Annotated in this window: 26 protein-coding genes; 15 read left to right on the top strand and 11 right to left on the bottom strand. The window is 59.4% G+C overall.

Going from position 1 to position 25,512, the window contains the following annotated elements; all coding sequences use genetic code 11:
• Positions 1 to 69 precede the first annotated feature (69 nt).
• The 10 genes from FBY04_RS05810 (at position 70) to FBY04_RS05765 (ending at position 9,334) form a co-directional block, all read left to right on the top strand.
• Positions 70 to 1,170: a hypothetical protein gene (locus FBY04_RS05810; protein WP_084320729.1), complete on the top strand. Its 1,101-nt coding sequence runs from the start codon at positions 70 to 72 to the stop codon at positions 1,168 to 1,170.
• Between the two features lie 42 nt (positions 1,171 to 1,212).
• Positions 1,213 to 2,493, top strand: a complete 1,281-nt coding sequence (locus tag FBY04_RS05805; protein WP_084320730.1) for an acetyl-CoA carboxylase biotin carboxylase subunit family protein — start codon at positions 1,213 to 1,215, stop codon at positions 2,491 to 2,493.
• 50 nt (positions 2,494 to 2,543) lie between these two features.
• On the top strand, positions 2,544 to 3,041 hold the full coding sequence (locus tag FBY04_RS05800) for a RidA family protein (protein ID WP_178118260.1): 498 nt from the start codon (positions 2,544 to 2,546) through the stop codon (positions 3,039 to 3,041).
• Between the two features lie 84 nt (positions 3,042 to 3,125).
• A complete protein-coding gene (locus FBY04_RS05795; protein WP_084320731.1) occupies positions 3,126 to 3,593 on the top strand; it encodes a cupin domain-containing protein in 468 nt (155 codons plus the stop codon).
• A 206-nt stretch (positions 3,594 to 3,799) separates the two neighbouring features.
• Positions 3,800 to 4,444, top strand: a complete 645-nt coding sequence (gene yfcF / locus FBY04_RS05790; RefSeq protein WP_145314860.1) for a glutathione transferase — start codon at positions 3,800 to 3,802, stop codon at positions 4,442 to 4,444.
• A gap of 30 nt (positions 4,445 to 4,474) precedes the next feature.
• Positions 4,475 to 5,815 (top strand): KamA family radical SAM protein, encoded by a 1,341-nt coding sequence (locus tag FBY04_RS05785; RefSeq protein ID WP_145314766.1) that lies wholly within the window; start codon positions 4,475 to 4,477, stop codon positions 5,813 to 5,815.
• 24 nt (positions 5,816 to 5,839) lie between these two features.
• Complete coding sequence (locus FBY04_RS05780; protein WP_084320734.1) at positions 5,840 to 6,712, top strand: branched-chain amino acid aminotransferase; 873 nt, start codon at positions 5,840 to 5,842, stop codon at positions 6,710 to 6,712.
• Positions 6,713 to 6,733: 21 nt separating this feature from the next.
• Positions 6,734 to 7,492, top strand: a complete 759-nt coding sequence (locus FBY04_RS05775; RefSeq protein ID WP_084320735.1) for a TauD/TfdA family dioxygenase — start codon at positions 6,734 to 6,736, stop codon at positions 7,490 to 7,492.
• Between the two features lie 67 nt (positions 7,493 to 7,559).
• Complete coding sequence (locus FBY04_RS05770) at positions 7,560 to 8,519, top strand: diiron oxygenase (RefSeq protein WP_084320736.1); 960 nt, start codon at positions 7,560 to 7,562, stop codon at positions 8,517 to 8,519.
• 14 nt (positions 8,520 to 8,533) lie between these two features.
• A complete protein-coding gene (locus FBY04_RS05765; RefSeq protein WP_145314765.1) occupies positions 8,534 to 9,334 on the top strand; it encodes an N-acyl homoserine lactonase family protein in 801 nt (266 codons plus the stop codon).
• Positions 9,335 to 9,429: 95 nt separating this feature from the next.
• Here the strand turns inward: FBY04_RS05765 and FBY04_RS05760 are convergent, their stop codons facing one another.
• The 4 genes from FBY04_RS05760 to FBY04_RS05745 form a co-directional block, all read right to left on the bottom strand.
• The gene (locus tag FBY04_RS05760; RefSeq protein ID WP_084320738.1) at positions 9,430 to 10,857 is read right to left on the bottom strand and encodes a PLP-dependent aminotransferase family protein; all 1,428 of its coding nucleotides are present in this window, start codon (positions 10,855 to 10,857) and stop codon (positions 9,430 to 9,432) included.
• Between the two features lie 221 nt (positions 10,858 to 11,078).
• Entirely contained in the window at positions 11,079 to 11,783 is a 705-nt protein-coding gene (locus FBY04_RS05755) for a hypothetical protein (protein WP_084320739.1), read from the bottom strand.
• A 101-nt stretch (positions 11,784 to 11,884) separates the two neighbouring features.
• A complete protein-coding gene (locus FBY04_RS05750; RefSeq protein ID WP_084320740.1) occupies positions 11,885 to 13,402 on the bottom strand; it encodes a HAMP domain-containing sensor histidine kinase in 1,518 nt (505 codons plus the stop codon).
• The gene (locus FBY04_RS05745) at positions 13,399 to 14,115 is read right to left on the bottom strand and encodes a response regulator transcription factor (protein WP_145314764.1); all 717 of its coding nucleotides are present in this window, start codon (positions 14,113 to 14,115) and stop codon (positions 13,399 to 13,401) included. Before FBY04_RS05745 ends, FBY04_RS05750 begins: the two co-directional genes overlap by 4 nt.
• Before the next feature lie 151 nt (positions 14,116 to 14,266).
• Here FBY04_RS05745 and msrB point away from each other — a divergent pair, with 151 nt between their 5' ends.
• Genes msrB through msrA form a run of 3 tightly spaced genes read left to right on the top strand, consistent with a single transcriptional unit; the run spans position 14,267 to position 17,321 of the window.
• Positions 14,267 to 14,785, top strand: coding sequence for a peptide-methionine (R)-S-oxide reductase MsrB (gene msrB / locus FBY04_RS05740; RefSeq protein ID WP_145314763.1), 519 nt, complete (start codon positions 14,267 to 14,269; stop codon positions 14,783 to 14,785).
• A 31-nt stretch (positions 14,786 to 14,816) separates the two neighbouring features.
• Positions 14,817 to 16,583, top strand: a complete 1,767-nt coding sequence (locus tag FBY04_RS05735) for a cytochrome c biogenesis protein DipZ (RefSeq protein WP_145314762.1) — start codon at positions 14,817 to 14,819, stop codon at positions 16,581 to 16,583.
• Between the two features lie 30 nt (positions 16,584 to 16,613).
• Positions 16,614 to 17,321 (top strand): peptide-methionine (S)-S-oxide reductase MsrA, encoded by a 708-nt coding sequence (gene msrA / locus FBY04_RS05730; protein WP_084320743.1) that lies wholly within the window; start codon positions 16,614 to 16,616, stop codon positions 17,319 to 17,321.
• 49 nt (positions 17,322 to 17,370) lie between these two features.
• On the opposite strand, the gene FBY04_RS05725 is transcribed toward msrA, so the two are convergent.
• Together FBY04_RS05725 and FBY04_RS05720 are read right to left on the bottom strand one after the other, a co-directional pair.
• Positions 17,371 to 18,384, bottom strand: coding sequence for a sensor domain-containing diguanylate cyclase (locus tag FBY04_RS05725; protein ID WP_084320744.1), 1,014 nt, complete (start codon positions 18,382 to 18,384; stop codon positions 17,371 to 17,373).
• A 65-nt stretch (positions 18,385 to 18,449) separates the two neighbouring features.
• Entirely contained in the window at positions 18,450 to 19,355 is a 906-nt protein-coding gene (locus FBY04_RS05720) for a LysR family transcriptional regulator (RefSeq protein ID WP_145314761.1), read from the bottom strand.
• Between the two features lie 102 nt (positions 19,356 to 19,457).
• Here FBY04_RS05720 and FBY04_RS05715 point away from each other — a divergent pair, with 102 nt between their 5' ends.
• A complete protein-coding gene (locus tag FBY04_RS05715; protein WP_145314760.1) occupies positions 19,458 to 20,648 on the top strand; it encodes an aspartate aminotransferase family protein in 1,191 nt (396 codons plus the stop codon).
• 50 nt (positions 20,649 to 20,698) lie between these two features.
• Here the strand turns inward: FBY04_RS05715 and FBY04_RS05710 are convergent, their stop codons facing one another.
• The 5 genes from FBY04_RS05710 to FBY04_RS05690 all read right to left on the bottom strand — a co-directional run bounded on the left by FBY04_RS05710 (position 20,699) and on the right by FBY04_RS05690 (position 24,418).
• On the bottom strand, positions 20,699 to 20,896 hold the full coding sequence (locus FBY04_RS05710; protein WP_145314759.1) for a Txe/YoeB family addiction module toxin: 198 nt from the start codon (positions 20,894 to 20,896) through the stop codon (positions 20,699 to 20,701).
• Entirely contained in the window at positions 20,893 to 21,147 is a 255-nt protein-coding gene (locus FBY04_RS05705; protein WP_084320748.1) for a type II toxin-antitoxin system prevent-host-death family antitoxin, read from the bottom strand. Before FBY04_RS05705 ends, FBY04_RS05710 begins: the two co-directional genes overlap by 4 nt.
• A 161-nt stretch (positions 21,148 to 21,308) precedes the next feature.
• Positions 21,309 to 21,818: an adenylate kinase gene (locus tag FBY04_RS05700; protein WP_145314758.1), complete on the bottom strand. Its 510-nt coding sequence runs from the start codon at positions 21,816 to 21,818 to the stop codon at positions 21,309 to 21,311.
• Positions 21,819 to 21,887: 69 nt separating this feature from the next.
• A complete protein-coding gene (locus FBY04_RS05695; RefSeq protein ID WP_084320750.1) occupies positions 21,888 to 23,810 on the bottom strand; it encodes an alkaline phosphatase D family protein in 1,923 nt (640 codons plus the stop codon).
• Between the two features lie 62 nt (positions 23,811 to 23,872).
• Positions 23,873 to 24,418: an NAD(P)H-dependent oxidoreductase gene (locus FBY04_RS05690; RefSeq protein ID WP_145314757.1), complete on the bottom strand. Its 546-nt coding sequence runs from the start codon at positions 24,416 to 24,418 to the stop codon at positions 23,873 to 23,875.
• A gap of 90 nt (positions 24,419 to 24,508) precedes the next feature.
• Here FBY04_RS05690 and FBY04_RS05685 point away from each other — a divergent pair, with 90 nt between their 5' ends.
• Positions 24,509 to 25,408 carry a LysR family transcriptional regulator gene (locus tag FBY04_RS05685; protein ID WP_145314756.1) on the top strand — a complete coding sequence of 300 codons (900 nt, stop codon included), beginning with the start codon at positions 24,509 to 24,511 and terminating at the stop codon, positions 25,406 to 25,408.
• Positions 25,409 to 25,512: the final 104 nt, after the last annotated feature.

Raw genomic sequence — 25,512 nt, 5'->3', positions numbered from 1 at the left:
ATCACCTTACAGACTTTCCTGATTGTTCGCGCTGGACGCCTGAACAGTCGCTGGTTCCAGAGGTGTTGCATGAGTGTTCAAACCACGGTCGCCGTCGCCAAACCGGTGATCAACATCCGCCTGTTCACGATCCGGATCATCACCGCCGTGTCGCTGTTTGCCGTGCTGGGCAAGGCCAACGTCTGGCTCGACACCGCCACCAACAGCATCCTCGCCCTGGGTTATCGGGCCTTGCTGTTGCTGCTGCCGCTGACATTGCTGGTGCTGGGCCGTCGGTCATTGAGCGTCACACTCATGTGTGCTGCCCTCGGGCTGTTGCTGCTGGCGGTCACCAGCAACCAGGGCATGGTGATGTTCGCGGCGGCGTTGTTCGCCTACGGCATTGCCATTGCCGGTTACCTGATCAAGAGCGAAGCCGCCCAGACCAAAGAGGGCGCTGCCTACAACCGCGTCGCCATGAACATGGGCAGTCTGGTGGCGGGGCTGATCCTGCTGTCGCCGCTGCTGACGCCCACCCTGTTTTTCCTCGGTGCCGCAGGTTTCGTCCTGCTGTGCCTGCCCATCGCCATGGGCGCGACCTTTACCACCCAACCGGTGGTTGCAAGCCCGGTCACCCATGACGGCAGCGGCTGGCGCAACAAACTGCCGTGGGTGATCGCCGGCATCATCATGGGCATCAAGCTGTTTGGCGTGTTCTCGATCCTGCCTCAGGCGATCCTGCTCAAGACCGGTGAATTGCCGGCCTGGTATGGCTTGATGCTGATCCTCAACAGCGCCGTGGTGGTATTCGCCCAAGTGCCAGTGATGAAACTGATCGAGCGCACCGGGCGCTTCAAGGTGGTCGCGGTCATCGGGATCATCATCGGTGGCTTCGCCGTGCTCTCGTCGCCGGATGCGTTCCACGTCGAAACCCTTGCCGGCGCGTTGATCTGGGTTGCGCTGCTGTCCATCGCCGAGTGCGCGTTCAGCTATCTCGATTACTTCTCCGTCAAACAAAACAACATGTTCGTCAAGGAAGTGTCCCTGGGCGTCGGTGCCGGGCTGACGGTGTTGATCATGCGGGTCATGCCGCCGCCCTACAGCGCCTTGGTACTGGCGGCCATCGGCGCGGGCGGCATCCTCGCCTGGTACTGGCTCAACCGCAGAGCGAACGCGTCGCTGCACGACTGAGTCCTCGCATTTGCGTTTTTTACTCCACAGGTCGGAGGTTTCATGAACACCACGTCATGCGTAGTAGTGGTCGGGTACAACGGCAACCGGGTTCACGATATCCAGAAGCTTCGCGACCTCTGCAAGACGCTCTATAACGCCAGGCTGATCCTGGTGGTCGAGCAGATTCAAGCCGATGACGATCAGGTGGCGGACCACGTCTGCACAGCCTCGATGGCACCGCAGGACATCGCCGACTCCGTCGATCTGCTGGTCGGTTGCCTGAGTGCCGATTGCTGGAAGCTGGTAGGCGTCCTGCCATTTTCCGACCGTGGCGTGTTGCTGGGCGCGGCGTTGGCTACGCATTTCGGCCTGCCCGGCATTACCCCCGGCGAGGCGCGGGCGGGGTTGGATAAACAGATTTTTCGCACGCTGGAAGCGGCCGCCGACACTGCGCCCGAGGATTACCGTCCGGTGTTTTCCGCACGTATCGAAAGCCTGGGAGAACTGCGTCAGCGGGTCGTCGAACTGGGCGGCAGAGCCTTCATCAAACCCGCCTGCGAAGGCGCAAGCAGGGGTTGCCGGGTCATCCATCACCCGTCCGAATGCGATGAGGCCTGGCAGGCGCTCAAGCCGTATCGAGAAGGCGGCATCGTCCTCGAAGAGTTGATTCAGAACGCCCGGGAATACAGTTGGGATTACGTCGCGGGCAGCACTTGGGTCACTGAGAAAACCACCACCGAAGGCGCCTATCGCGCAGAAATCCAGCAAGTGGTGCCGGCACCGTTGGCGGCTGACGTACAGGCTCGCCTGGCGGCTGCCGGTCGCCATATGTCCGGACTGGTCTCACTGGAAAACGGCGCCTATCACAACGAAATCTTCCTGCGCCGCGACGGCCTGACTTCAGCGGTGGAAACCAACATGCGCCCTGGCGGCATGCATATCTGGGACCTGGCCCGTCTGGCGTTTGTCGATTTCGATCCATGGGAACGCTGGGTCCGGTGGGCGGTAGAAGGCAAGGTCGACCATCAGGATCCCGTTGCCCGTGGCTATTGCGGCATTCGCCTGCTCAGAGCCCCGGCCGGTGGTCTTTTGCGCTTCGTGCCCGACATCCAGTCCCTGGCCCGGGAGCTGAACATCGAGCTGGTCGAGGCGGTGTACGCCAAGCGCCTCAGTGATTCAGTCACCGCACTGGTGAAAGACAACACGTCGTTTATCGGCCACATCGTATTGTTCAGCGAAGACTACGGGCAGCTCAGCGACAACCTGCTGCGCCTGGCAGAGGCGATCGAATCGCGCGTCGAAGTCACATGCCTGGCTGTGCCGGCGAGAGCCGTGGGTTGAGCCTTCGGGATCAATGTTTCAAGCATTATTGGTTTAAGAGGGTTGAATGAATGATTGAGCAAAAAATGTCGTGTGACGAACGTTTCATCACCCTGGCGAAAGAACTCGACTACGACATCTACGGCGAGAACACAGTGGGCGGACGTTACGCACCGCTGGTTCGGCATCACGATGAAATCTACATCAGCGGTCTGGTACCGCGCGTGAGCGGCAAAATGCAATACCCGGGCAGGGTCGGGCTTGAGCTCAGCCTGATGGACGCACAAGCGGCGGCCAGCATCAGCGCCATGCGCGGGCTGGCACTGATCGTTGATGCCATCGGTTCACTGGACAAAATAAAGTCGCTGATACGGGTTACGGTTTACGTGAAGTGCACGGCGGACTTTGTTGATCTCAGTGAAGTTGCCAACGGCGCATCGGATGTCTTCAGTCATGTGCTGGGCGATGCGGGGAAACATACCCGAACCACTGTCGGTGTCTACCAACTACCGAAAAATGCCGCCGTGGAAGTTGACATGATTGTGGCGCTGCGGCCCTCGGTGTTGTGAGTCTTAGTTGCTCGGCTTTACAGTGATCGATTGTTCGCCTAGTGTCAGGTCGACTCAAAGTCGATAATAAATCGGTGTGCGCGGATGAATAACATTCAAGGTGGTTTTTTTTCATATAAGGACTTTCGCCAGAGTTTGAACCCACCGCCGGTCAATGCCCGGGTGTGGAAGGGTGACGAACTCACAGGCATGCGTAAGAACCTCGAAGCCAGCGAGATCGATATTGTCGCCCTGGCTCACGACGACAGCACCGAAGGCTGCAAGTTGACGCCAGGGATGGCGGTGTCCATGCAATGGTTGAAACCGGGCACGACGCTGAATGGCCATGCGCATTCCTGGTGGCACCTGTTCATCATTCAGTCCGGCAGCGGCGCGTTGACCTTGGGCGATGCCGATGCAGTGGACGTCAGCCCCGGCGACGTGTTGCTGGTGCCAGCCTGGACCCGACACGGCTTCGTCAACACCAGCGCCACTGAACCGCTGGCCATGCTGAACATGAGCAACATGCCCCAGATGGCGCAACTCTCCAATGCGGCAGACGCCACGGTCTGACACGCTCAACCTTCCCCTCTGTGACCCACCAGGGAGTCTGCATTCGCAGACTCCCTTTTTTATTTCTGCCCATCCTGGGTATTTGTGTCTTTAAACTTCTGTATCCGTAGAAACAGCTAATTTCTGTATCTGTTCAGCGCTTAAGCAACTAACTACGATCGTTTCCAATGCAACGGATTATTGTGGTTAAAGCAAGGGAGCGTTCTATGGAAAGTACGAAGCTGAAACTGTATATCGGCGCAGATTTTGTCAGTGCTTTTGCGCTGTCAGCATTTGTGGCGTTGAAAGAGAAACAACTTTCATTTGAACTTGTCACGCTGGATTTGAAAGCACGTGAGAACTATAAGTCGAGTTATCAAGATATCTCTCTGACGTGCAAGATCCCCACGTTGATTCACGACGGTTTCGCATTGTCGGAATCTTCGGCCATTGCCGAATATCTGGACGAGATAGCGCCGGGGCATCCAAAACTGTTCCCGCTGGACATCAAGCAGCGCGCCCGCGCCCGCCAACTCCAGGCCTGGTTGCGCAGTGATCTGCTGGTCATTCGCAAAGAGCGTCCGGCAGACCTCATTTACTTCGGCAAGAAAGAAACCCCGTTGTCGGATGAAGCCCAGGCAGCTGTCGCGAGACTGTTCTTTGTCGCCGACCGGTTGCTGGAGGAGGGCGCCGATCATCTGTTCGGAGACTGGAGCATCGCCGACACCGACCTGGCAATCATGCTCAACCGATTGCTCGCCAATGGCGATCGCGTTCCTCAACGGCTCGCGGCCTATGTGCGTCGGCAATGGGATCGCGACAGCGTCCGGGCATGGATGGACATAGAGCGCGCAGCGCCGGCCATTCAGTGAAAACGCCAGGCAATCACCAGGAGCGCTGCCATGCAGGGACTGTCGGAGCAGGAAAGATACAAACCCTATAACTCACGCACCATTCGCGACACGCCGTATTGGCAAAAACTGACACCAGCGTTGCAGGAAGCCATGACCGTGGTGGCCAGGGTCATGCCGTTTCGCACCAATGAATATGTCCTCGGTACGCTGATCGACTGGAACAACATTCCGGATGATCCGATTTTCCGCATGACCTTTCCTCACAAGGACATGCTGCTGCCGGACGAGTACGCGTCGCTTAAACAGTTGATCGAGCGCGATGACGCCGTCGCCATCAAGCGTCGGATCGAGGCGATCTGGCTGCGCATGAACCCGCACCCGGCCGGGCAGCTGACACACAACGGCGCGACCCTCGACGGGAAAGTCCTACCCGGGATACAGCACAAGTACCGCGAGACCGTGCTGTTTTTCCCCGGTGCCGGTCAGACGTGTCACGCGTACTGCACGTTCTGTTTCCGCTGGGCGCAGTTCATCGGCGAGGAAGAACTCAAGTTCAACGCGCGTGAGTCCCAGGAGCTGGTGAATTACCTGAGGGTGCACACCGAGGTGACCGACGTGCTGATCACCGGGGGCGACCCGATGATCATGAACACCCGGTCGCTGGCGGGGTATATCGAGCCGCTGCTGGAACTGCCCCACCTCAAGAGCATCCGCATCGGCACCAAGTCCGTGGCGTATTGGCCGCAACGGTTTGTCAGCGACAAGGACGCACCGGAACTGTTGGCGCTGTTTAAACGGATCGTCGCGGCAGGGAAACACCTGTCGATCATGGGGCACTACAACCACCCGGTGGAGATCCACCAGGACATCGCTCGCCAGGCTGTCGAACGCATTCGTTCCACCGGGGCGACCTTGCGCATGCAGGCGCCGGTGATCCGCCACATCAACGAAAACCCCGCCGATTGGGCGGCGCTCTGGACCGAGGGCGTGCGGCTGGGGGCGGTGCCTTATTACATGTTTGTCGAGCGCGATACCGGGCCGAGCCACTACTTCGCGATGCCGCTGGTGCGGGCGTTCGAGATTTTCCAGGCGGCTTACCGAACGGTCTCCGGGCTGGCGCGCACAGTGCGCGGGCCATCGATGAGCACGTTTTACGGGAAGGTGTTGATCAACGGCATCGAGACCGTGGCCGGGGAAAAAGTCTTCGTGTTGCAGTTTCTTCAGGCCCGGGACCCGCAATGGGTATTGCGCACCTTCTATGCGCGCTTCGATCCGCACGCGACCTGGTTCGATGAGCTGCGACCGGCGTTTGGCGAGCGCTCGTTTTTCTTTCAGCCGGAGCCTGTAGCAGCGCCCGAATTGATACCGGTCTTGCTCGAAACGGCGTAAGAAAATTCATCAGGAGATAGGGATATGAGCGGCATTCCGTTTGACCAGCGAGAAGGTTTTATCTGGCTCGATGGCGAGTTCGTCGAGTGGTCCGAGGCGCGCTTGCATGTGCTGACCCATGGTTTGCATTACGCGAGCACCGTGTACGAAGGGGAGCGTGTCTACAACGGCAAGATCTTCAAACTGCGTGAGCACAGCGAGCGGCTGTACCGCTCGGCGCAGTTGATGGATTTCGCGATTCCCTATGAGTTGGCCGAACTGGAAGCGGCCAGCCATGAACTGCTGCAACGCAACAACGTGGTCGACGGTTATCTGCGGCCAGTGGCGTGGCGCGGCAGTGAAATGATCTCGACCTCGGCCCGCTTCAACCGCGTGCACGTGGCGATCGCCTGCTGGCAATGGCCGAGTTACTTCGACCCGGCGGGGCACATGGGCGGCATTCGTTTGAAGACCGCCGAGTGGCGTCGGCCGCCGCCCAGCAGCAGCCCGTTCGAAGCCAAGGCGTCCGGGCATTACCAGATCGCCACGCTCAGCAAACACGATGCGGAAAACAACGGTTATCACGATGCGCTGATGCTCGACTGGCGCGGCCATGTAGCCGAAGCCACCAGTGCCAACGTGTTCTTCGTCAAGGGCCGGACGCTGCACACGCCGCTACCCGATTGTTTTCTCAATGGCATCACTCGCCAGACCGTCATCGAACTGGCCGGGGCGCTGGATTACCAGGTGGTCGAGCGCACGATTCTTCCTACTGAGCTTGGCGACTTCGATGAGTGTTTTCTGACGGGCACCGCCGCTGAAATCACCCCCGTGCAGAGCATCGACGAACAGCGCTATCGACCGGGCAACGCCTGTCGCGAATTCATTGCCGCTTACACCTCAACCGTTAACGCCTGATAAACCGCCAGGAACACCACCATGTCAGATCAAGGGATTGTTGCGTCTAAACCTTACGTTTCACTGGGCCACCGCCATGATGAATTGTCATCCCGTGGCTGGACGGTGCTGACCCCAGCCGAATTTGCCTACGATGTCGTCGGCACGCTGCAGGCGTTCGGTCAGGTCATTCCGCAATTCAACGGGCAGACGGCGTTCGCCATTACCCGCAAGCCGGGGTATGAAGCGTTGCCGTACTCCCAGAGCATGAACGGCATCGGCCCGCACACCGAAGCGCCGGTCTATGGGCCGCCGCCGCGTTATCTGGCGTTGCATTGTCATCATCAGGCTACCTGTGGTGGCGGGCATACGGGGTTGGTCGACGGAATCGAGTTCCTGGCGTACCTCGAACGCACCGAACCCGAGTTGCGCGAATGGATCGACGACACACCCGTAGAGTTCGTCGCCACCGCCAAACCGGGTGAGGCGGCGCAAACCAGGGTCAAGGAGTACATCCTGACGCCGACAGAGGACGGGGACATTTTCCGCTTCAGCTACAACCAGTTTCACTACGGCGATGTGAATCCTTCCGAAGACGATTTGCAGCAATCGAAGGTGACGAGCAGTTCATCGCCCCTGGCCAGGTTCGCGCTGCTCGGCGAGGAATATTTCATCCAGCACAACACGCCGGTGCTGATTCCCGACGGCTGCATGCTGATTTGGGACAACTGGCGAATGATCCACGCCCGCAGTCGATACACTGACCCGGCGCGCAACCTGACCCGCTACTGGCTGGCCTGATTCATCCGTCGCTCACTATTTAATCGGCGTACCCCTCAGCGGGTACGCGTCCTACAGGTATCGCGTCATGCAAACAGCAATCGAGATCGCCAAGGTCGATCATCAACTGGTCGTGCGGCTCAATCAGGCATGGACCAAAAGGGCCACGGTGTGTGCGCCGGACAAGGCCTCGGTCAGCGAAGCGTTCGATCCGGCACGCCCGGATTATCCGGAGTGCATGGTGCCGTTCTTCCATCACCCGAAATTCCAGGCCCTTAGCGACGAGCTCAAAAGCACCGTCGTGACTTGGGGCTGGATCGGTTACAACCTGCGTACGGTCACGGCGGAAGAGCACGTGGTGAACCCGGCGCTGAGCGTCATCGCCAATCAGTACCTGGGTAAAAACGACTGGCACTTTCGCGAGGCGATGCAGCAGACGTTGATCGACGAGCACTACCACACGCTCATGCACCTTCGCGCCATCGAGCGGACCAAAGAGGAGCGCGCACTCGATCAGGATCTGGAGTTGCCGCCCTCGGTGACCTATCTGCGCCTTGTCGCGCTGCGAGAAACATTGCCCGAGCAGTGGCAGCGCGACCTGGCGGCGATCACCTTTGCGGTGGTGGCCGAGATCAGCGTCAACGCTTACCTGGATCTGCTGGCCGACGACCAAACCATTCAACCGCAGAACCGCCGCGTGGCAGAGCTGCATAACCGCGACGAATACGCCCACAGCAAGATTCTCGCTGAAGTGGCGAAGGTCATGTACGCGAACATGCAGCCGACCCAACGGGCATTTTTCGCACAGACGTTGTCGGTGGCGCTGAGTGCCTTTGTCGCTCAGGACTACTCGATGTGGGAGGCGATTCTCACGCAGCTCGGCGTCGAGGATGCGGCGCTGATCATCGCCGACACTCGCGAGAGCAACAAGAACGCCACGATCATGCGCGACTACAGCGGCCTGCATCGTCTGGCGCAGGATCTGGGAATTACCGACGAGATCGATTTCGACTTCCGTCCGACCCTCAAAGCGGCGGCCGTGGCCTGATTCAGGAGGTGAAAATGTCCGTTCCTGTGTACGAAGTGTTTGCCATCCGTGTCGGCGCCAATGCCCAGCGCACCGCCCGGGAGAATTTTCTTTACGACGCTTGCTGCGGAGATCCGAACGCGTCGATGCCGTTGGACTACTACTTCTGGGTCATTCGCAACGAGCAACAGGTCATCGTGGTCGACACCTGTTTTCAACCGGCCACAGCCGATCGGCGCAACCGTCAGATGTATCGCCTGCCGGAAGAATCCCTACGCCAACTGGACATCGATCCGGCGCAGGTCGAGAACCTGATCCTCACCCATTTGCACTGGGATCACGCCGGCAACCTGGGGTTGTTTCCGAAAGCCACGGTGCATCTGCAGGAAGCGGAGCTGCGCTTCTGCACCGGACCGAAAATGGCCCATCGTACGGTGAACAAAACCTACGAAGTCGAAGATGTGATGTCGGCGCTGCCACCGCTGTTCGAAGGCCGGTTGCGCTTGCATACCGGCACGGTCGAGGTGATTCCCGGCGTGACGCTGCACCCGGTGGGCGGCCATACGCCGGGTAGCCAGGTGGTGCGGGTGAATACGGCTCGAGGCTGGATTGTTCTGGCGTCGGATGCTGCGCATTTGTGGGCGAACATTCGCCAGCGCAGTCCGTTTCCGATCCTGGATGATCTGGCACAGACGCTGGAAGCGTTTATCGAAATCGACCGTTTGGCTGACAGCGAAGACCACGTCATTCCCGGTCATGACCCATTGATTGCCGAGCGATTCCCTCATTGGAACGATGATCCACACATCATTTGCCTGCACGCAAACCCCTTGTAGGAGCCGGCTTGCTGGCGATGGCGGCGGATCAGTCGACATCGATGGCGTCAGACATAACGCCATCGCCAGCAAGCCGGCTCCTACAGGGTGACGTGTCAGCTTTGGGTTTTGAGGAGTTGGCCCAATGTTGCCAGCGCCTCATCTATCTTCGGCGAATACGGCGCCCCACACCCAATCCGCACAAAGTGACCAAAGCGCTGCGCATTGGAAAAGATATCCCCAGGGGAAATCTGAATGCCCGCCTTCAACGCCTCCCGAAACAGCGCCATGGCCGAATAGTGTCGAGGCAGTTCCACCCACAGCAATGTGCCGCCCCGAGGGTCCGTCACACAGGTGCCCGGAGGGAAATAGCGGGTGATTGCGGCACTCATCTGTTGGCGTTGTTGCGTCAGGGTTTTCCTCAGCCGACGCAGGTAACGCTCGTAGGAAGGCGTCTTCATGAACGCACCCACCGCCAGTTGCGACAACGTCTCACAGCCGCGGGTCTGAGTGTGTTTGAGCATTTCCACGCGCTCGTGCCATTTTCCCGCGCTGATCCAGCCCAGGCGCAAGCCCGGTGCCAGGGTTTTGTTCAGCGAGGCGCAATAGATCACATTGTCACTGCAGTCCCAGTGTTTGAGCGTGGACAACGGCTGCTCGGTATCCACCAGATCGCCATAGGTGTCATCTTCGATCAGCACGGTGCCGTGCTCGGCGCACAGTTGCACCAACCGCGCCTTGTTGGCGTCGGGCATGATGCTGCCCAGCGGATTCTGCAGGTTGGGAATGACGATCAGCGCCCGAATTCGTTCGGGTTTTTGCAGTAGTTGTTCCAGTGCGAACAGGTTGATGCCCGCGTGGCCCGTTGCCGGGACTTCCAGCACTCGCAGGTTCAGGCTTTCGAGAATTTGCAGCAAGCCGTAGAAGGTCGGCGACTCCACGGCCACGGTGTCACCGGGTTGGGTGACCGCACGCAAGGCCAGGTTGATTGCTTCGGTTGCGCCGTTGGTGATCACAATCTTCTCCGCAGTCAAATTGGCTTTGGCGGTCAGCGCCCGTCGCGCCAGGATATTACGCAAGGTGAGGTTGCCGCAGGTCGAGCCTTGGACACCCAGCAAATGCTGATCCTGACGCAGCGCCTTGATCATGTGCTCCTGTAAAATCTTCAACGGATAGAGCTCGGGTGCACAGTAGGCACTGGCGAAATTGACCTTGATCGTTGCACGCTGGCTGGCCTTGAGCACCGATGACACCAGCTCGTGAATGCCGAGATAGACGTCGGTGTCGGGGGGCGGGGGAGTCATCTCGACAGGTTTGGGCAAGTTATCCGGCTGGCGAATGTAGTTGCCGGAACGCGGGCGGGCTTCCAGGACGCCGTAGTCCTCGAGCTCTCGGCAAACCTGCACGGCGGTCGACAGGCTGACGGCATGTTTTTCCATCATCAGCCGAATGGAGGGAAAACGTTCACCGGTTTTCAAGGTGCCGCTGCGGATTGCGTCGAGGTAGTGGTTGGCTAACTGACGGTACAAAGGGGTTGTGTGCATGACGACCTCAGCAATCGCACCACTGAAGTCTTGAGCTGGAAAGTGAGATGACGCTCCCCGCAGGCGGACCCGTGGTGCTCAAGGGTGAAGGGAAGTGTTTATTCGGGTGTCGATACTGTGAGAGTAATCGTGCTTTTAGCGGAATCGCGGGCAATAAAAAGCCCCGCTCTAGGGCGGGGCTTTTAGGTCAGTGGCGCCTGAAGCGCTGCTGATGGACCGTGTTACTGCGCGGCGATGCTGTAGCCATCGAACGCGGTTTGCTGCTGAAGCGCGGTAATGATGTTTTTGCGGTTGACCGCTTGTTCCGTCCCGGCGCTGTCCAGGAACGTCTCGCTTTCCAGCTCGGCTTCATCGCCCTCGCCAACGAAAGTGAAGCCCAGGAATTCCAGTGCTTCACGGTCAACGTTCAGTCGCGAGCGTGGTGTACGCAGCGGCAGGGTGACGCTCACGCCATCCTTGCTGATGGTAAACACTTCGACTTCTTTCTTGGCGCGGGCCGTTTTGCTCTTGCCGCTGGCCGGGTTGCTGATGGCTAGATGCGTCTGGTTCAGCACCTTCAATGCCAGGCCGTAGACGATTTCCTGAAACGCCGGATCGTCCTTGAAGCTGGAAAGAATGCGGCTGATCGAGAATTTGCTGCTCAGGTCTTCGAGGGCCGCGATATCGGCCGCTTCGGCGTCCTTGAGTTGCTTGAGTTCGCCCATCAGTTCGTAGGCTTTGTCGTCGTCGAAGCGGTCGTGGGCCTGGCGAATCGCGGCGCGCAGCTCGCGGATCTGGTCGCTTTCACGGGTGGACTGGAAAGCGTCCAGAACCATCTCGCTGATGGTCTTGGCCTGGGGCACATGCTGTGAAAGATTGATGGAGTTTTCGTATTCCGCTTTGGACGACAAGGTGACTACGGATTCAGCGGTATTGGAATCGGACATTGAAATTTCACTACTTCTTTAAACTTGGGTTTAGGCGAGAAAGCGCTGGGCCTTTTCAGGCCGCCTAATCTATTGGACCGAGACGGCGTTGTCACGGATTCCTACTTCCCCGGCGAATTCAGGTTCATGGAACGCACCGCCCATTGCTCTGCAGTCTGTTGATCGACCGGTAACGTGAAGCGAAAGGTCGCGCCACGTCCGGGCACATCGATCAGCTGGATATCGCGACCGTGCAGTTGCAGGATCCGATGGACGATTCTCAGCCCGAGTCCGCCATCGCGTCGTGCGCCGCCAATGTTGAACGGGCGCAGGAACAGCCCTTCGCGCAGTTCAGGTGCGATGCCGGGGCCGGTGTCGCTGACGGTGACTTCGATAAACGATCCTTGTGGACGCAGGCTCAATTCGATATCCCCACCTTGAGGGGTATGACGCAGGGCGTTGTCGAACAGGTTGGTGAGGACCCGTTCGATCAGCCCCAGGTCTGCGCAAGCGGCCGCCACGTTGGGCGCGAAGCTGGCCTTCAGTTCAACCTGGCGCGCCTCGGCGGTGAGTTCGAATTTCTGGAAGATGTCCTGCACCAGGTCGGTCAGGGAGAAGCGCTCCAGCACGGGCTGCACGAAACCGTGCTCCAGGCGCACCAGTTCCAGCAACGATTGCGCCAAGCCGCCGACCTTTCGGCTTTGATCCAGAGCGATGCCCAGGTAGCGGCGACGGTCGGCGGGGGACAGCGTGGCGTCCTTGAGTGACAAGGTTTCCAGATAACCGTGCAACGAGGCCAAAGGCGTACGCAGGTCGTGGGAAATGTTCGCCACCAGTTCGCGGCGCTCCTGATCCTGACGGGTCAGCGAACGCCATTGTTCGCTGAGGCGCGCCTGCATCTGCCGGAAGGTGGCGTCGAGGATGGCGATTTCGTCGTGGCTGGCGGTTTTTTCCGCCGGTGCTGGCGCGGGTGGCGTCGCCGGGACACCATCAATGTCGAACTGGCTGACGGTTTCGGTCAACCGACGCAACGGCCGGGTGATCAGCGCAAAGGCTGTGAGACCGGCAATCAGGCAAAGCAATGCGACCAGTCCGATAGACAGCAGGGCCGTGTTGAGGGCTGCACTGGTGGCGCCCCGTTCCGCCAGGCGATCGTGGTCTTCGCCGAGCAACACCACGTAAAGATAACCGACAGGCTTACCGTCGACCTTCAACGGTGCAGCGCTGAACACCTTGCGCGCATCGACGCTGCGCGGGTCGTCGCCGAGAATCGGCAGGGCATCACCCTTGAGCAGGCGCTGGATGGGCGCAAGGTCGACCCGTTCCCGGTGAATCCGGCCTTCGGGCGCCGCGCTGCCGACAATCCTACCCCCGATGTCGAGCAGATAGACCTCGACACTGGGATTGACCAGCATCAGCTTGCTGAACAGGTCTCGCACGGCATCGGGCATCAGGCCCTGGGTGTCCATCAGCACCGTGTCGCTGGCGATATGTTGGGCCAGATCCCGCGACAGTCCTTGCACCACTTCCTGTTCATGCATCTGGTTGGAACGCACCTGCATCCAGGCCGAGGTGCCGCAGCACACCAGCAACAGCACGGCGAAAACCAGAGACAGCCGTTGCGTCAGGGTCAGCTTCATGGCTGTTCCTCTCTGGCCGCGAATTTGTAGCCACGGCCCCACACCGTGAGGATGCGCACCGGTTGCGCGGGATCGGCCTCGATCTTTGCCCGCAGGCGGTTGATGTGGGTATTGACCGTGTGCTCGTAGCCTTCATGGCTGTAACCCCACACGGCGTTGAGCAGGTCCATGCGCGAGAACACTTTGCCGGGCTGGCGGGCGAAGAAATACAGCAGGTCGAACTCCCGTGGCGTGAGGTCGAGGCGCCGACCGTCAAGGGACACCTCGCGTGTGATCGGGTCGATGGAGAGGCCGTCGATGATCAGGCTGCCGGCGTCCATTTTCAGGTTGCGCGCCATGGCGTCGACCCGTCGCAGCAACGCCTTGACCCGGGCGACCAGCTCGAGCATGGAAAAGGGTTTGGCCAGGTAATCATCGGCGCCGAGTTCCAGGCCCAGTATCCGATGCACTTCGCTGGAGCGCGCACTGGTGATGATGATCGGGGTATAGCGGGCCATGGCGCGGGCGCGGCGGCAGATTTCCAGGCCGTCGACACCCGGCAGCATCAGGTCGAGGATCAGCGCGTCCCAGGCTCCTTGCTGCAGCAATCGCATGCCTTCATCGCCATCGGCGCAGTGCACCACCTCGAACTGCTCATCGCGCAGATGCAGGCAGATAAGGTCGGCGATATGCAGATCGTCCTCGACCACGAGGACGCGTTTGGTCGGTTCCATCAAGCTCAATCCTTCGGCGCAATGAGCGCATTGTGCGGGTTTTCCAGGGCCAGAGTTATCACGAATTGTTTAACTTCCCGTGAGGATTTGGCGAACTACCCAAGCCTAGGCTGTGTTCCATGAAAGGCATTTTGGATTTTTGGAGACGGCCATGTTTTCACGGCGACAATTTCTACTGGCGAGCGGCGGGCTGGGGGCTGCAGCCCTGGTGATCGGTGTATTGCCAAAATTTGCCGCTCGTTCCGCACTGGTCAGTGAGGCCAGTGCCGAGGAGGTTTTCGAGGTGACCCACAGCGACAGCGAATGGCGCGCCCTGCTAAGCGCCGAGCAGTACGAAATCCTGCGCGAGGAGGGCACCGAACGGGCCTACAGCAGTGCGCTGAACAACGAGCACCGTGAGGGCATCTTTGCCTGTGCCGGTTGCGATCTGCCGCTGTTCTCCTCTGCAACCAAGTTCGACAGCCGCACCGGTTGGCCGAGTTTCTGGGCCCCGCTGGACAAGGCCGTGGCGACCCGTCAGGACCGATCCTTCGGCGTGTTGCGCGAAGAGGTTCACTGTCGGCGTTGCGGTGGTCATCTGGGGCATGTTTTCGATGACGGGCCCAAGCCCACTGGCCTGCGTTACTGCATGAACGGTCTGGCGATGACCTTCAAGCCACAGGCGGCCTAACCCTCTCTCTCATTTCATGCAGGTCGACGTTATGTGGCTTCTGGTCCTCGCTTATCTCGGTGGTGTGCTGACGATCGTCAGCCCGTGCATTCTGCCGGTACTGCCGTTTGTCTTCGCCCGCACCGGGCAGCCGTTCATGAAGAGCAGCTTGCCGCTGCTGGCGGGGATGGCACTGACCTTCGCGCTGGTCGCCTCGTTGGCAGCGGTAGGTGGCGGTTGGGTGGTGCAGCTCAATCAGTACGGACGCTGGCTCGCCTTGGTGTTTGTTGCACTGTTCGGCTTGACGTTGTTGCTGCCGCAACTGGCTGAGCGCCTGACGCGTCCGCTGGTGGCGGCTGGCAGCCGTTTGTCGCAAGCCGCCGGTGCCGATTCGCGGCCGCGTCCCGGTGCTTCGTTCCTGATCGGTGTTGCAACTGGCTTGCTCTGGGCGCCGTGTGCCGGGCCGATTCTGGGCCTGGTACTCACCGGCGCCGCACTGCAAGGGGCAAGCATCGCAACCACCCTGTTGCTGTTGGCCTACGCCGCCGGTGCCGCCACTTCTCTCGCGGTGGCGTTGCTGCTGGGCGGTAAAGTCTTCGCTGCAATGAAGCGTTCCATCGGTGCTGGCGAGTGGGTTCGTCGAGGTTTGGGCGCTGCAATGCTGGCGGGTGTGGCGGCGATTGCCCTGGGGCTTGATACCGGGATTCTGGCACGGGTTTCGACGGCCTCCACGGGCGGTATCGAACAGGCGCTGGTCGGACGGTTGGCCAGGTCTCCTAATGAAAGCGGGGCAATGATGGCGCGTGATCCCGGTGGTGTAATGAAAGCGGCCGACCAAAAGCCGGGCGCGCTGCCGATTGAAGGCAACCTTCCGGCGCTGGACGGCGCCGTGCAATGGCTCAATTCACCCCCTCTCACTGCTCAGGCGTTGAAAGGCAAAGTAGTGCTGGTGGATTTCTGGACCTACTCCTGCATCAATTGCCTGCGCACGCTGCCCTATGTAAAGGCGTGGGCCGAAAAGTATCGTGATCAGGGCCTGGTGGTGATCGGCGTCCATGCGCCCGAATTCGCTTTCGAACGGAATGTAGGCAACGTCACCAAAGCCATGAAGGACCTGGGCATCAACTACCCGGTGGCAATCGATAACGACTACAAGATCTGGCGAGCTTTCAACAACGAGTACTGGCCCGCCCACTATTTTGCCGACGCTCAGGGACGCATTCGCTATCACCACTTTGGCGAAGGCGATTACGCCGAGTCGGAGCGGGTGATCCAGCAATTGCTGCGTGAGGCGGGCGCCGCCAAGGTGGCCGACGGGTTGATCAATGCCAGTGCCGAGGGTGTTCAACTCGCGCCGGACATGAACGAAGTGCAGTCACCGGAAACCTACGTCGGCTACCAGCGCTCGGAGCATTTCGTCCCCGAAACCAGCCTGGTTCCCGACAAGTCGACGAACTACAACCCACCGTCGCAACTGGCCCTGAATGACTGGAGCCTGGGCGGTCAGTGGACTGTCGGTTCGGAGCGGGCCATATCAAGCGCGCCGGTCAGTCGCATCGTTTACCGCTTCCATGCTCGTGATTTGCACCTGGTGCTGGGGCCTGCCACCGATGGCAAACCGGTGCGCTTCAAAGTCCTGATTGACGGAAAAGCCCCTGGTGATGCCCACGGTACGGACGTCGCACCCGATGGCAGCGGCAGCGTGACCGAACAACGTTTGTATCAACTGGTGCGTCAACCCGGCGGTGTCACGGATCGAACCTTCAGCATCGAATTTCTCGATCCGGGCGTCTCGGCGTATGCCTTTACGTTCGGTTGATAGCCCCTTTATTTCTCAGGAGTCAGCCTCATGAAAACCCTGTTCACCTGGCGCCGCACCCTGTTGGGGCTGGCTGCCGCAGGCATTATCGGCCAATGCTCGGCCTTCTCTTTCGGTGCTGGCGACGAAGCGGTCATCATTCCCCCGCCGGCCCTCGACGAAACCACCCAGGCCCATAGCGAAACGGCGGTCTTCGCCGGCGGTTGCTTCTGGGGCGTGCAAGGGGTGTTTCAGCATGTCAAAGGGGTGAAGAACGCGGTCTCCGGCTATGCCGGTGGTGCCGCCAACACCGCCCGATACGAACGAGTCAGCGATGGCGATACCGGTCACGCAGAAGCTGTCGAGGTCACCTTCGACCCCACTCAGGTCAGCTATGGCACCTTGTTGCAGATCTATTTTTCCGTCGCGCATAACCCAACCGAACTCAATCGACAGGGGCCTGACCACGGGACTCAGTACCGGTCGGCGATTTTCCCTGCAAACAGCGAGCAACAACGCGTCGCCCAGGCCTACATTGCCCAGCTGGATGCCGCCAAATCCTTCAACAAACCGATCGTCACCAAACTGGAAACCTATAACGGTTTCTACCCGGCGGAAGAGGAACATCAGGACTTTCTGACCGAGCATCCGACTTATCCGTACATCGTGATCAACGATCTACCGAAAGTAGCGCAGCTCAAACAGCTGTATCCGGAGCGGTATCAGGAAAAACCGGTGCTGGTGAAGTCGGGGTTGTAATCATTGTAGGAGCGATGCGGCCGAGGATTCGGGGAAGGGGGCATGATGCTCACCCCGAAATCACATTCTTGCCTGCCACCTTCGACCGATACAACGCCTGATCAGCCCTGGCCAGCAACCCGGTTTGTTGTTCTTCGTCAAAGCGCTGAACCACGCCAAAACTGAGGGTCAGTTGAAAGTCTCCCACCGGCGGCAAGTCGGCGAGGCTATTGCGGATGGTTTCGGCAAGGGTTCTGGCGTCGGCCAGCGGGGTGTTGGGCAAAATCATGATGAACTCATCACCCCCCCAACGCACCAGCAAATCGCCCTCGCGGACGCAACGCTTGACGCTTTCGACCACCTGCACCAACGCGGCATCACCCAGGGCATGACCGTAGTGATCGTTGATGTTCTTGAAGTCGTCGATGTCCATGGCGATCAGCGACAGGGGCTGTCGAAAGCGCTGGGCGCGGTCACATGCCTGGGGAAGGGCCTTACTCAGCCGATGTCGATTGGCGATTGAAGTCAGCGCGTCGGTTTCCGCCAGTTTGCGATTTTCTTCGAGTTGGACCTGCAATTGCTGGTTGACCCGGGATAGCTCTCGAGTGCGTTCTTCGACGATGGCTTCGAGGGATTGATTCCTTCGTTCAAGCGCTTCGAGCAGGCGTTTTTTGTCTTCAATGCAGCGGTGCGCACCGACCATGCGCGCGACCGAACCGTCGGCATTACGTGCAAGCACGTGGCCACGGTCTTCGATCCAGATATAGCGCCCGTCCTGTGTGCGACAGCGATACTCGGCTTGGTAACCGGGAGCCCGTTGGCTCAGGTAGTCGTCAAACAGGGCCATGACCCGCGGGTAATCGTCGGGGTGCATCACGTTTTCCCAGGTCAACACGTTGTTGTCGAGGGAGTGAGGTGCATAGCCAAGCATTTCGTACCAGCCGGGGTTGCGGTAAACGAAACCGGTATTGGCGTTCCAGTCCCAGATGCCGTCACTGACCAGTTCCATAATGGTGTGCAGCATGTTTTCGTTCAAATCGGACAGATTGAACTTCAATGCTTCGATATCCGAGGCCCCATCCATCACCGCTCTCCCTGACCAAAGTGACCCGTCAGTCGAGGAGATTAGTCGATGGCGCCTTCAGCCCGCTAGTGCTTGCCCCACATCCGCATGGCGAAGTCGACGAAACTGCGCAGTTTCGGCAAACGGTAGCGATCCTGTGCGTACATCAGGCTCATCGGCCGGTTCGGCGGCACGTAATCCGGCATCACGGCCACCAGTTTTCCGTCCTTGAGGTCTTGCTCCACCAATGCGTCGGGCAACAACACGATGCCCATGCCGGTGCGTGCCGCTTGATGCAATCCTGCGGAACTGTTGATCAGCATGGGGCCACTGACTGCCACAGTCACCTCGCCTTCGGCCCCGGTCAGGCGCCATTCCTTTTCCACCGAGTGCCAGTCATCGCCGGCCGGGTAGGCAAAGGACAGGCAATCGTGGTGTCGCAGGTCATCCGGTGTCTGCGGGTTGCCTCGGCGCGCCAGGTAGCTCGGTGACGCGCACATGGTCAGCGTGTAGTCCTCGAGTGGGCGGGCGATCAGGTTGGTCTGTTCCATGTTGCCCAGCCGAAACGCCACGTCGAAACCGTTTTCGAGCAGGTCCGGACGCCGGTTGGTGAGGACCACGTCCAGTTTGACCCGTGGACAAAGCCGGGCGAATTCGCTCAGCGCGGGCGCGAGTTTTTCGGTGCCGAACGTCAACGGTGCGGTGAGGCGCAGGGTGCCGCTCGGCTCGTCGAGGGCCTGCTCGGCCAGGCGTTCGGAATCAGCCACCAGTCCCAGTACTTCGAGGCAACGCTGATAGTACGCGGTACCAAATTCCGTCAGCCGCTGGCGTCGCGTCGTACGGTTGAGCAAGCGCACACCCAGTCGTTGCTCCAGTGCCCGCAGGTGATTGCCCACCATCGTGGTCGACATTTCGCACTGAAAAGCGGCAGCGGTCATGCTGCCGGATTCCACCACTTTTACGTAAACGGTCATTGCCTGGAACAGATCCATTATCAAGCCCGGCTTTAAAATGATTGAAGTTTTGCGGTGTTTATCCAGTTCTGGTGGCTAACCATACTGCAAAAACACCGACTATTGATGGAGCTTGATGTCATGACCGCCGCCTGCCTGATGAGCACTTACCAACCACTGGCCTTGAGTTTCACAAAAGGCCTGGGCACACGCCTGTGGGATCAGGCCGGTCGTGAATACCTGGATGCGGTGGCGGGCGTGGCGGTGACCAATGTCGGCCACTCCCATCCCAGAATTGTTTCCGCCATCAGCGAACAGGCCGGGCTGTTGTTGCACACCTCCAACCTTTACAGCATCGACTGGCAACAGCGGCTGGCGCAGAAACTGACCCGATTGGCAGGCATGGAGCGGGCGTTCTTCAACAACTCCGGTGCCGAAGCCAACGAGACCGCGCTGAAACTGGCGCGGCTGCATGGCTGGCACAAAGGCATCGAGCAGCCCTTGGTGGTCGTCATGGAAAATGCCTTCCATGGCCGGACGCTCGGCACGCTGTCGGCCAGCGATGGCCCGGCGGTGCGCCTGGGTTTCAATGAATTGCCGGGGGATTTCGTCAAAGTGCCATTCGGCGATCTCAAGGCGCTGGACAAGGTGCAACAGGCCCACGGCCCGAGAATCGTGGCAATCCTGATGGAACCGATTCAGGGGGAGAGCGGCGTGCAACTGGCTCCGCCAGGCTACCTCAAAGCCGTGCGTGACCTGTGCAACCGGCGCGGATGGCTGATGATGCTCGACGAAATCCAGACCGGCATCGGTCGCACCGGCCAGTGGTTTGCGTTCCAGCATGAAGGCATCGTTCCGGACGTCATGACGTTGGCCAAAGGCCTGGGTAATGGCGTCCCCATCGGTGCCTGCCTGGCCCGGGGCAAAGCCGCCGACCTCTTCACCCCCGGCAGCCACGGCAGCACTTTCGGCGGTAATCCGTTGGCCTGTCGCGTGGGTTGCACCGTGCTGGAGATCATCGAAGAACAGGGCTTGCTGGAAAACGCCACAGTGCAGGGCGAGCGCCTGCTCGAAAGATTGCGCATTGAACTGGCTGATGAGCCGAACGTACTGGCCATCCGTGGTCAGGGTCTGATGATCGGCATCGAACTCAAGCAACCGATTCGCGACCTGACATTGATCGCCGCCCGGGATCACGGTTTGCTGATCAATGTGACACGGGGCAAGACCATCCGCCTGCTGCCACCGCTGACGATTGATGAGCGGGAGGTGGAGATGATTGTCAGAGGGGTTTGTCGGGCGGTGGGTGCAGCCTCGGTTTTTACTCAGTAATGATATCTGCACATCACTACACGTATCTCATGGTCCTCAACTGCATAGACCTAGCGATGCTCGCCGGTAATTCGACGTGACCAGAAGCCGCTCAAATTGTGTTTGAGCGGTTCTGGCTTTCCGAGCCCGCCGAACGGTTCACGCTGGATGGAGTTGATAAGCAGATTGATTCGTTTGAGCCCGGCCTTATCGTTTTGTTGGAACCACAAATAGTCTTCCCAACCTTCAGGAGTGAACTCGTTATTCATTCTTCGATAAGTTGCCTGGTTTTGGTTTTTCCCGCCCGCAGATTGCCGATTGATTTCATCAGGCGTTCAGCATTGGCAGGGGAGCGAAGCAGGTAAGCGGTCTCTTCGAGGGCGTTGTATTCCGCCAGAGACATCATCACCACGGGTTCGCCTTTCTGGCGAGTGACCAACAATGGAGCGCGATCTTCATTGACCCGATCCATGGTTTCGGCAAGGTGCGCGCGTGCAGTGGTGTAGTTGATGGTTTGCATGTTTAGTCCTCGCTCAATGCAAAGAACGTACAGAAATGTGTACAGGATGACAGGGCGATACCTACGAATGGTCGTTACACAGACGATGCATCTGCGTTTGTGATGAGTATCGCTGAATGCCCTTCGAGACGTTTCCGTGAACGATGTAATCCGTATCCGATTCAAACGCCATCCTTTGGCCGCTTCAGGGTTTTCTCGAATCCTGTGATCTCGCCTCGATTCATCAGTTTGATTTTTGAACCCGCGAACATTTCGTACAACTGCTGATGCGCCAAAAAACCACTGGCGTCATCGCGGGCACGATAACTGCCGGCCCACGCCAGCAGCGTCATTAACAATTCGTCATCTTCCGGTTTGTGCTCTCGCTGGCGAATATTGGCGATGCATTGTTCTTCATCAACACACAACCAGATCAACGCGGTGGCGCGGTGAATAAGCTCGCTGGCGATCCAGCCGTAAACACCTTCGATTACCCAGCGCTCTTTATCTGCCGCGACCCGCGCCATGCCCAATGCTTCAGCGCGTGGGCGGGCGATGCTGTGTTCGTCGGACAGCCAGTGGATTGAATCGAGATCGATCCACGGTGATCGCAGATGCCCAGCCAAGCGCTCGGCCAACCGGCTTTTGCCCGAGCCGGAGTTGCCGATGATCAGTGTCCGAGCGAGATTCATATCCAGTAGCCTGCGTTAACGCATAGTCCGAGTACTCGACATCGATTAAATGTGGGAGCGGCCGTACCTTCAATCCTCCGCCTCAGGTGCCACCATCCGCGTCTTCGGCGAACCGTCCGAGTTGAGTTGAAAAATCTCCTGCGGCTGCCCTTTTTCATTAAAGAACACCTGCCCGATCCCCGCCGAATTCCACAACCGTTCACCCGCCTCGGCATGTTCCGGAACGTGCGGCACGATGCGCATCCGTCGGCGCTTGGTCAGCCAGTTCAGCGGCGAGCGCGGGGAATAGAGCCAGCGATTGAGCCGGTCGAACCATTCAAGCAGCGCCGGTGGAAATTCGTTCTTGATGCCGCTGCTGGTGATCTGCCAGATCCTCGGGCCAGCCTTGCGGTGTGGGATCAAGACTTCATAGACGAAGGAATAATGCACATCGCCTGACAGCACCACGTAGTTACCCGGTGTACGCGAGTGTCGGAAAATGTTCAGGATCACCTGGGCTGCGCCGCGATGGGCCATCCAGTTTTCGGCGTCTACCAACAGTGGATAACCGAACCAGCTGAACACCCGTTGCACGGTTTCTATCAGCTTCACGCCGAACACCGGTGCCGGCGAAACGATGATCGCCGACGGATGATCCAGCAATTCCTGTTGCAGTTCGCTAAGGGCTTCCCAATCCAGAAGACCCGAGGGCTGCTTGAGCGTCATCTCACTGCGCCAGCGCCGGGTGCGGGTGTCGAGCACCACCATCGCCGGAGTGGTCGGCAACACGTAATGCCAATGCTGGAACTTCAGCAACTCATCGATCAAGGCGTCCTGCACCGGGCTGTCGAGATAGCCATCGTCCCCGGTCGCGCTAAAACCATCAGTCTTCTCCAGCACCGCATCGAAGGCGTCCGGATTGTTGCCCCAGCCCTGGCACAACATATAAGCGATCAGCGCATTGCCGATGATGCGCTTGGAGAACGGATGGCCGTAGGCCGTTTCCTCCCATTGCGCGGAAAGATTCCAGTCATCGGTAATATCGTGGTCGTCGAAGATCATCAGGCACGGCAAATGCGCGAAGGCGCGGGCGACATCGCCAAGGCCGGCCTTGAAATCATCGATGCGCGTTTGCTCCAGTGCATAACGCTCGCGTCGTTCGGGAATCAGTTTCGGTGGTTTGGGCGCGATCAACGTCCAGGGTGTCGGCGACCACACCAGCAGGTACATGGCCATGACTTCAGCGAATGTCACCAGATGATTGTCGGCACTACTGCTGGTGAAAATCGGCTTGCGCGCACCGCCGAAAAATCGCTCGCGCAGGGTTTCGTTGCTTTGCAGCGCCGGTAACAAATCTGCACGGTGGTAGTAGCTGGCCGCATGCTCATAGAGCTTGGCGCTGTCGCTGACCACGGCGCCTTCAAGGTGTTCGCCGAACAACCCCAACCGCGCGATCAAGGCATGAATGGCGCGCAACATCGGCCCCGCGACATCGTCGGCGTACACCTGATCGCCGCTCATCATCAGCAATGCCGGACGCTCTGTTGCTTCATGTGCCGACGCCAGCAAGCGATCAACGCAGAGCAAACCGTCGGCGGCGCGATGGTGCGGTTTGCGGCAGGAGCCATGCAGCAGCTGATCGATCCGAGAGCGCAAAACGAAATTCGGCGAGCGTGCTTCGCCATACAGCAGATGCGGCGCCCATTCGGCGATACCCGTTGCGGCTTCATCAATCAGCAGGTCGTACTCGATCAGCGTGTCGCAGGGCAGTGCGACGTCCAGCGGCACATCGATCAAATGAATGAAGGCTCGAGTACCGACCCGGATGATCGTGCATTGCCCGGCGTCGAGGCGTATGTCGCCTACACCTTGCAGGCGCAACGTCAGTGACAACGACCGGCTTCCTACAAGCCACAGCACCAGCCGCTTAGGCTCCAGCCGCCGCAGCATGGGGCCGACCAGGACCGGTGGCAGTGAGGTGCAATCGTCAGGCAAAGGCAGTGATTCGGACATCCGGGTTCAAGACTCTTGGCGCACAGGTCGGCGATGATAACGCAGGTGGCTGCGGATGCCTGTTAAGCCTTGAGTTGAAACTGCTTGATCCTGGCCCGGTATTCAGCGGCGACCACATCCAGCTCCGAACTTGGCAATTTGTTCGCCTGATACACCAGAAACGGATCGCACCATGCCCATTGGCAGCGGTTCGCAGTGGCACGCAACGGTTGCAGCAGTTGCTCAAGGGGAAACAGGTTTACGCCAGTTTCGCCGTAGGCCTGGGGCGTGTTACCTGCGGTGGCGGCAACCATGATTGGCAGGCCCTCTAGTTTCCGGCCCTGAACTTCATAGGCGATGTAGTACATCTGCGTGAGCACACTGTCCTGCCATGCCTTCAGCAGTGCGGGCGTTGAATACCACTGCACCGGAAATTGCAGTACCAGCCGCTTTGCCGACAACAAACGTTGCACCTCCGCTGCGATGTTGACTTCGTCGGTCGGGTAAAGCCCGTACAGATCGACGATGCACACGCCCTCCAGATCCTTCACGGCATCAAGCATGGCGCGGTTTGCATGGGAGCGCCCCAAATCAGGATGAAAACTCAAAATCAGGGTGGTGTCGTTCATGGCTCACCGGTTCAAGTGAAGGGAGCCACAGCGTGCCAGCCTGCTGTACATTGCTCCAATGGATGGTTTGTCTAATTGGGTATTGATTTAATGAATCTGCGTTCGGTGGACCTCAACCTGTTGACCGTGCTCGATGCGTTGCTCGACGAAGCGCATGTCTCCCGCGCCGCCGAGCGAGTCGGCTTGTCGCAACCGGCGGCGTCCAATGCGTTGGAGCGTTGCAGGCACCTGTTCCAGGATCGTTTGCTCGAGCGCGGACAGGGCGGCATGCAACTGACGCCAAAAGCACAGGCCATGCGCGGCCCGTTGAAGCAGATTCTGGGGGCGGTCAGCACGCTGGTCGGCACCGCCAGTGCCGAGCTGAGCACCCTGCGCCAGACCGTGCGCATCGTCATGGCCGACTTTCCGGCGATCGTCATCGCCCAGCGATTGCACCAACGACTGGCGGAACTGGCACCGGGCATCGACCTGGTGATCCAACCCTGGCAGGGCGGTGAGGCGGCGCAGGAAAGCTTGAGTCGCGGCCAAAGCGATCTGGCCATGTCGGTGTTCCCGCCTCTGGGCCCTGACTACACCCGGCGCCTGCTGTTGCACGAGCATTTCGTGGTGGCAATGCGAGCGGGGCACCCTGCAATGGCAGGCTTCAATCTCGACCGCTGGCTGAGTTATCCACACGTGCTGGTGTCCGGGCGCGGCGCCACCTGGGGCCCGCTCGATGAACAGTTGAAGGGCCAAGGGCTGTCGCGGCGGGTCGGGATCGTCGTGCCGAGTTTTGTCATGGTTCCGGATCTGCTGCTGGGGTCGGACCTGATTGCGATGCTGCCGAGCCAGTGCCTGTCGATGCCGATGGCCGAGGCGTTGCACACCGTGGATCCGCCGATTGAGGTGGAGGGTTTTGCTGTGCATCTGGCCTGGCATAAGCGGCGCGATGAAGACGTGGCGGTGCAGTGTGTGGCGCGCGTGTTGGAGGCAGTGATTGGTACTGGCTGATATCCACCTCGCCATTGGCGACCAACCAGCGAAACACCTCGCTCACTGACACCGTGTGGCTGCGCTCGATCCAGCGCACCACGGCCGGGCCATAGTGTTCGGTG

The sequence above is a fragment of the Pseudomonas sp. SJZ080 genome (assembly GCF_007828295.1).
Classification (GTDB): domain Bacteria; phylum Pseudomonadota; class Gammaproteobacteria; order Pseudomonadales; family Pseudomonadaceae; genus Aquipseudomonas; species Aquipseudomonas migulae_A.
This window is presented reverse-complemented; position numbering and strand designations above follow the sequence as displayed.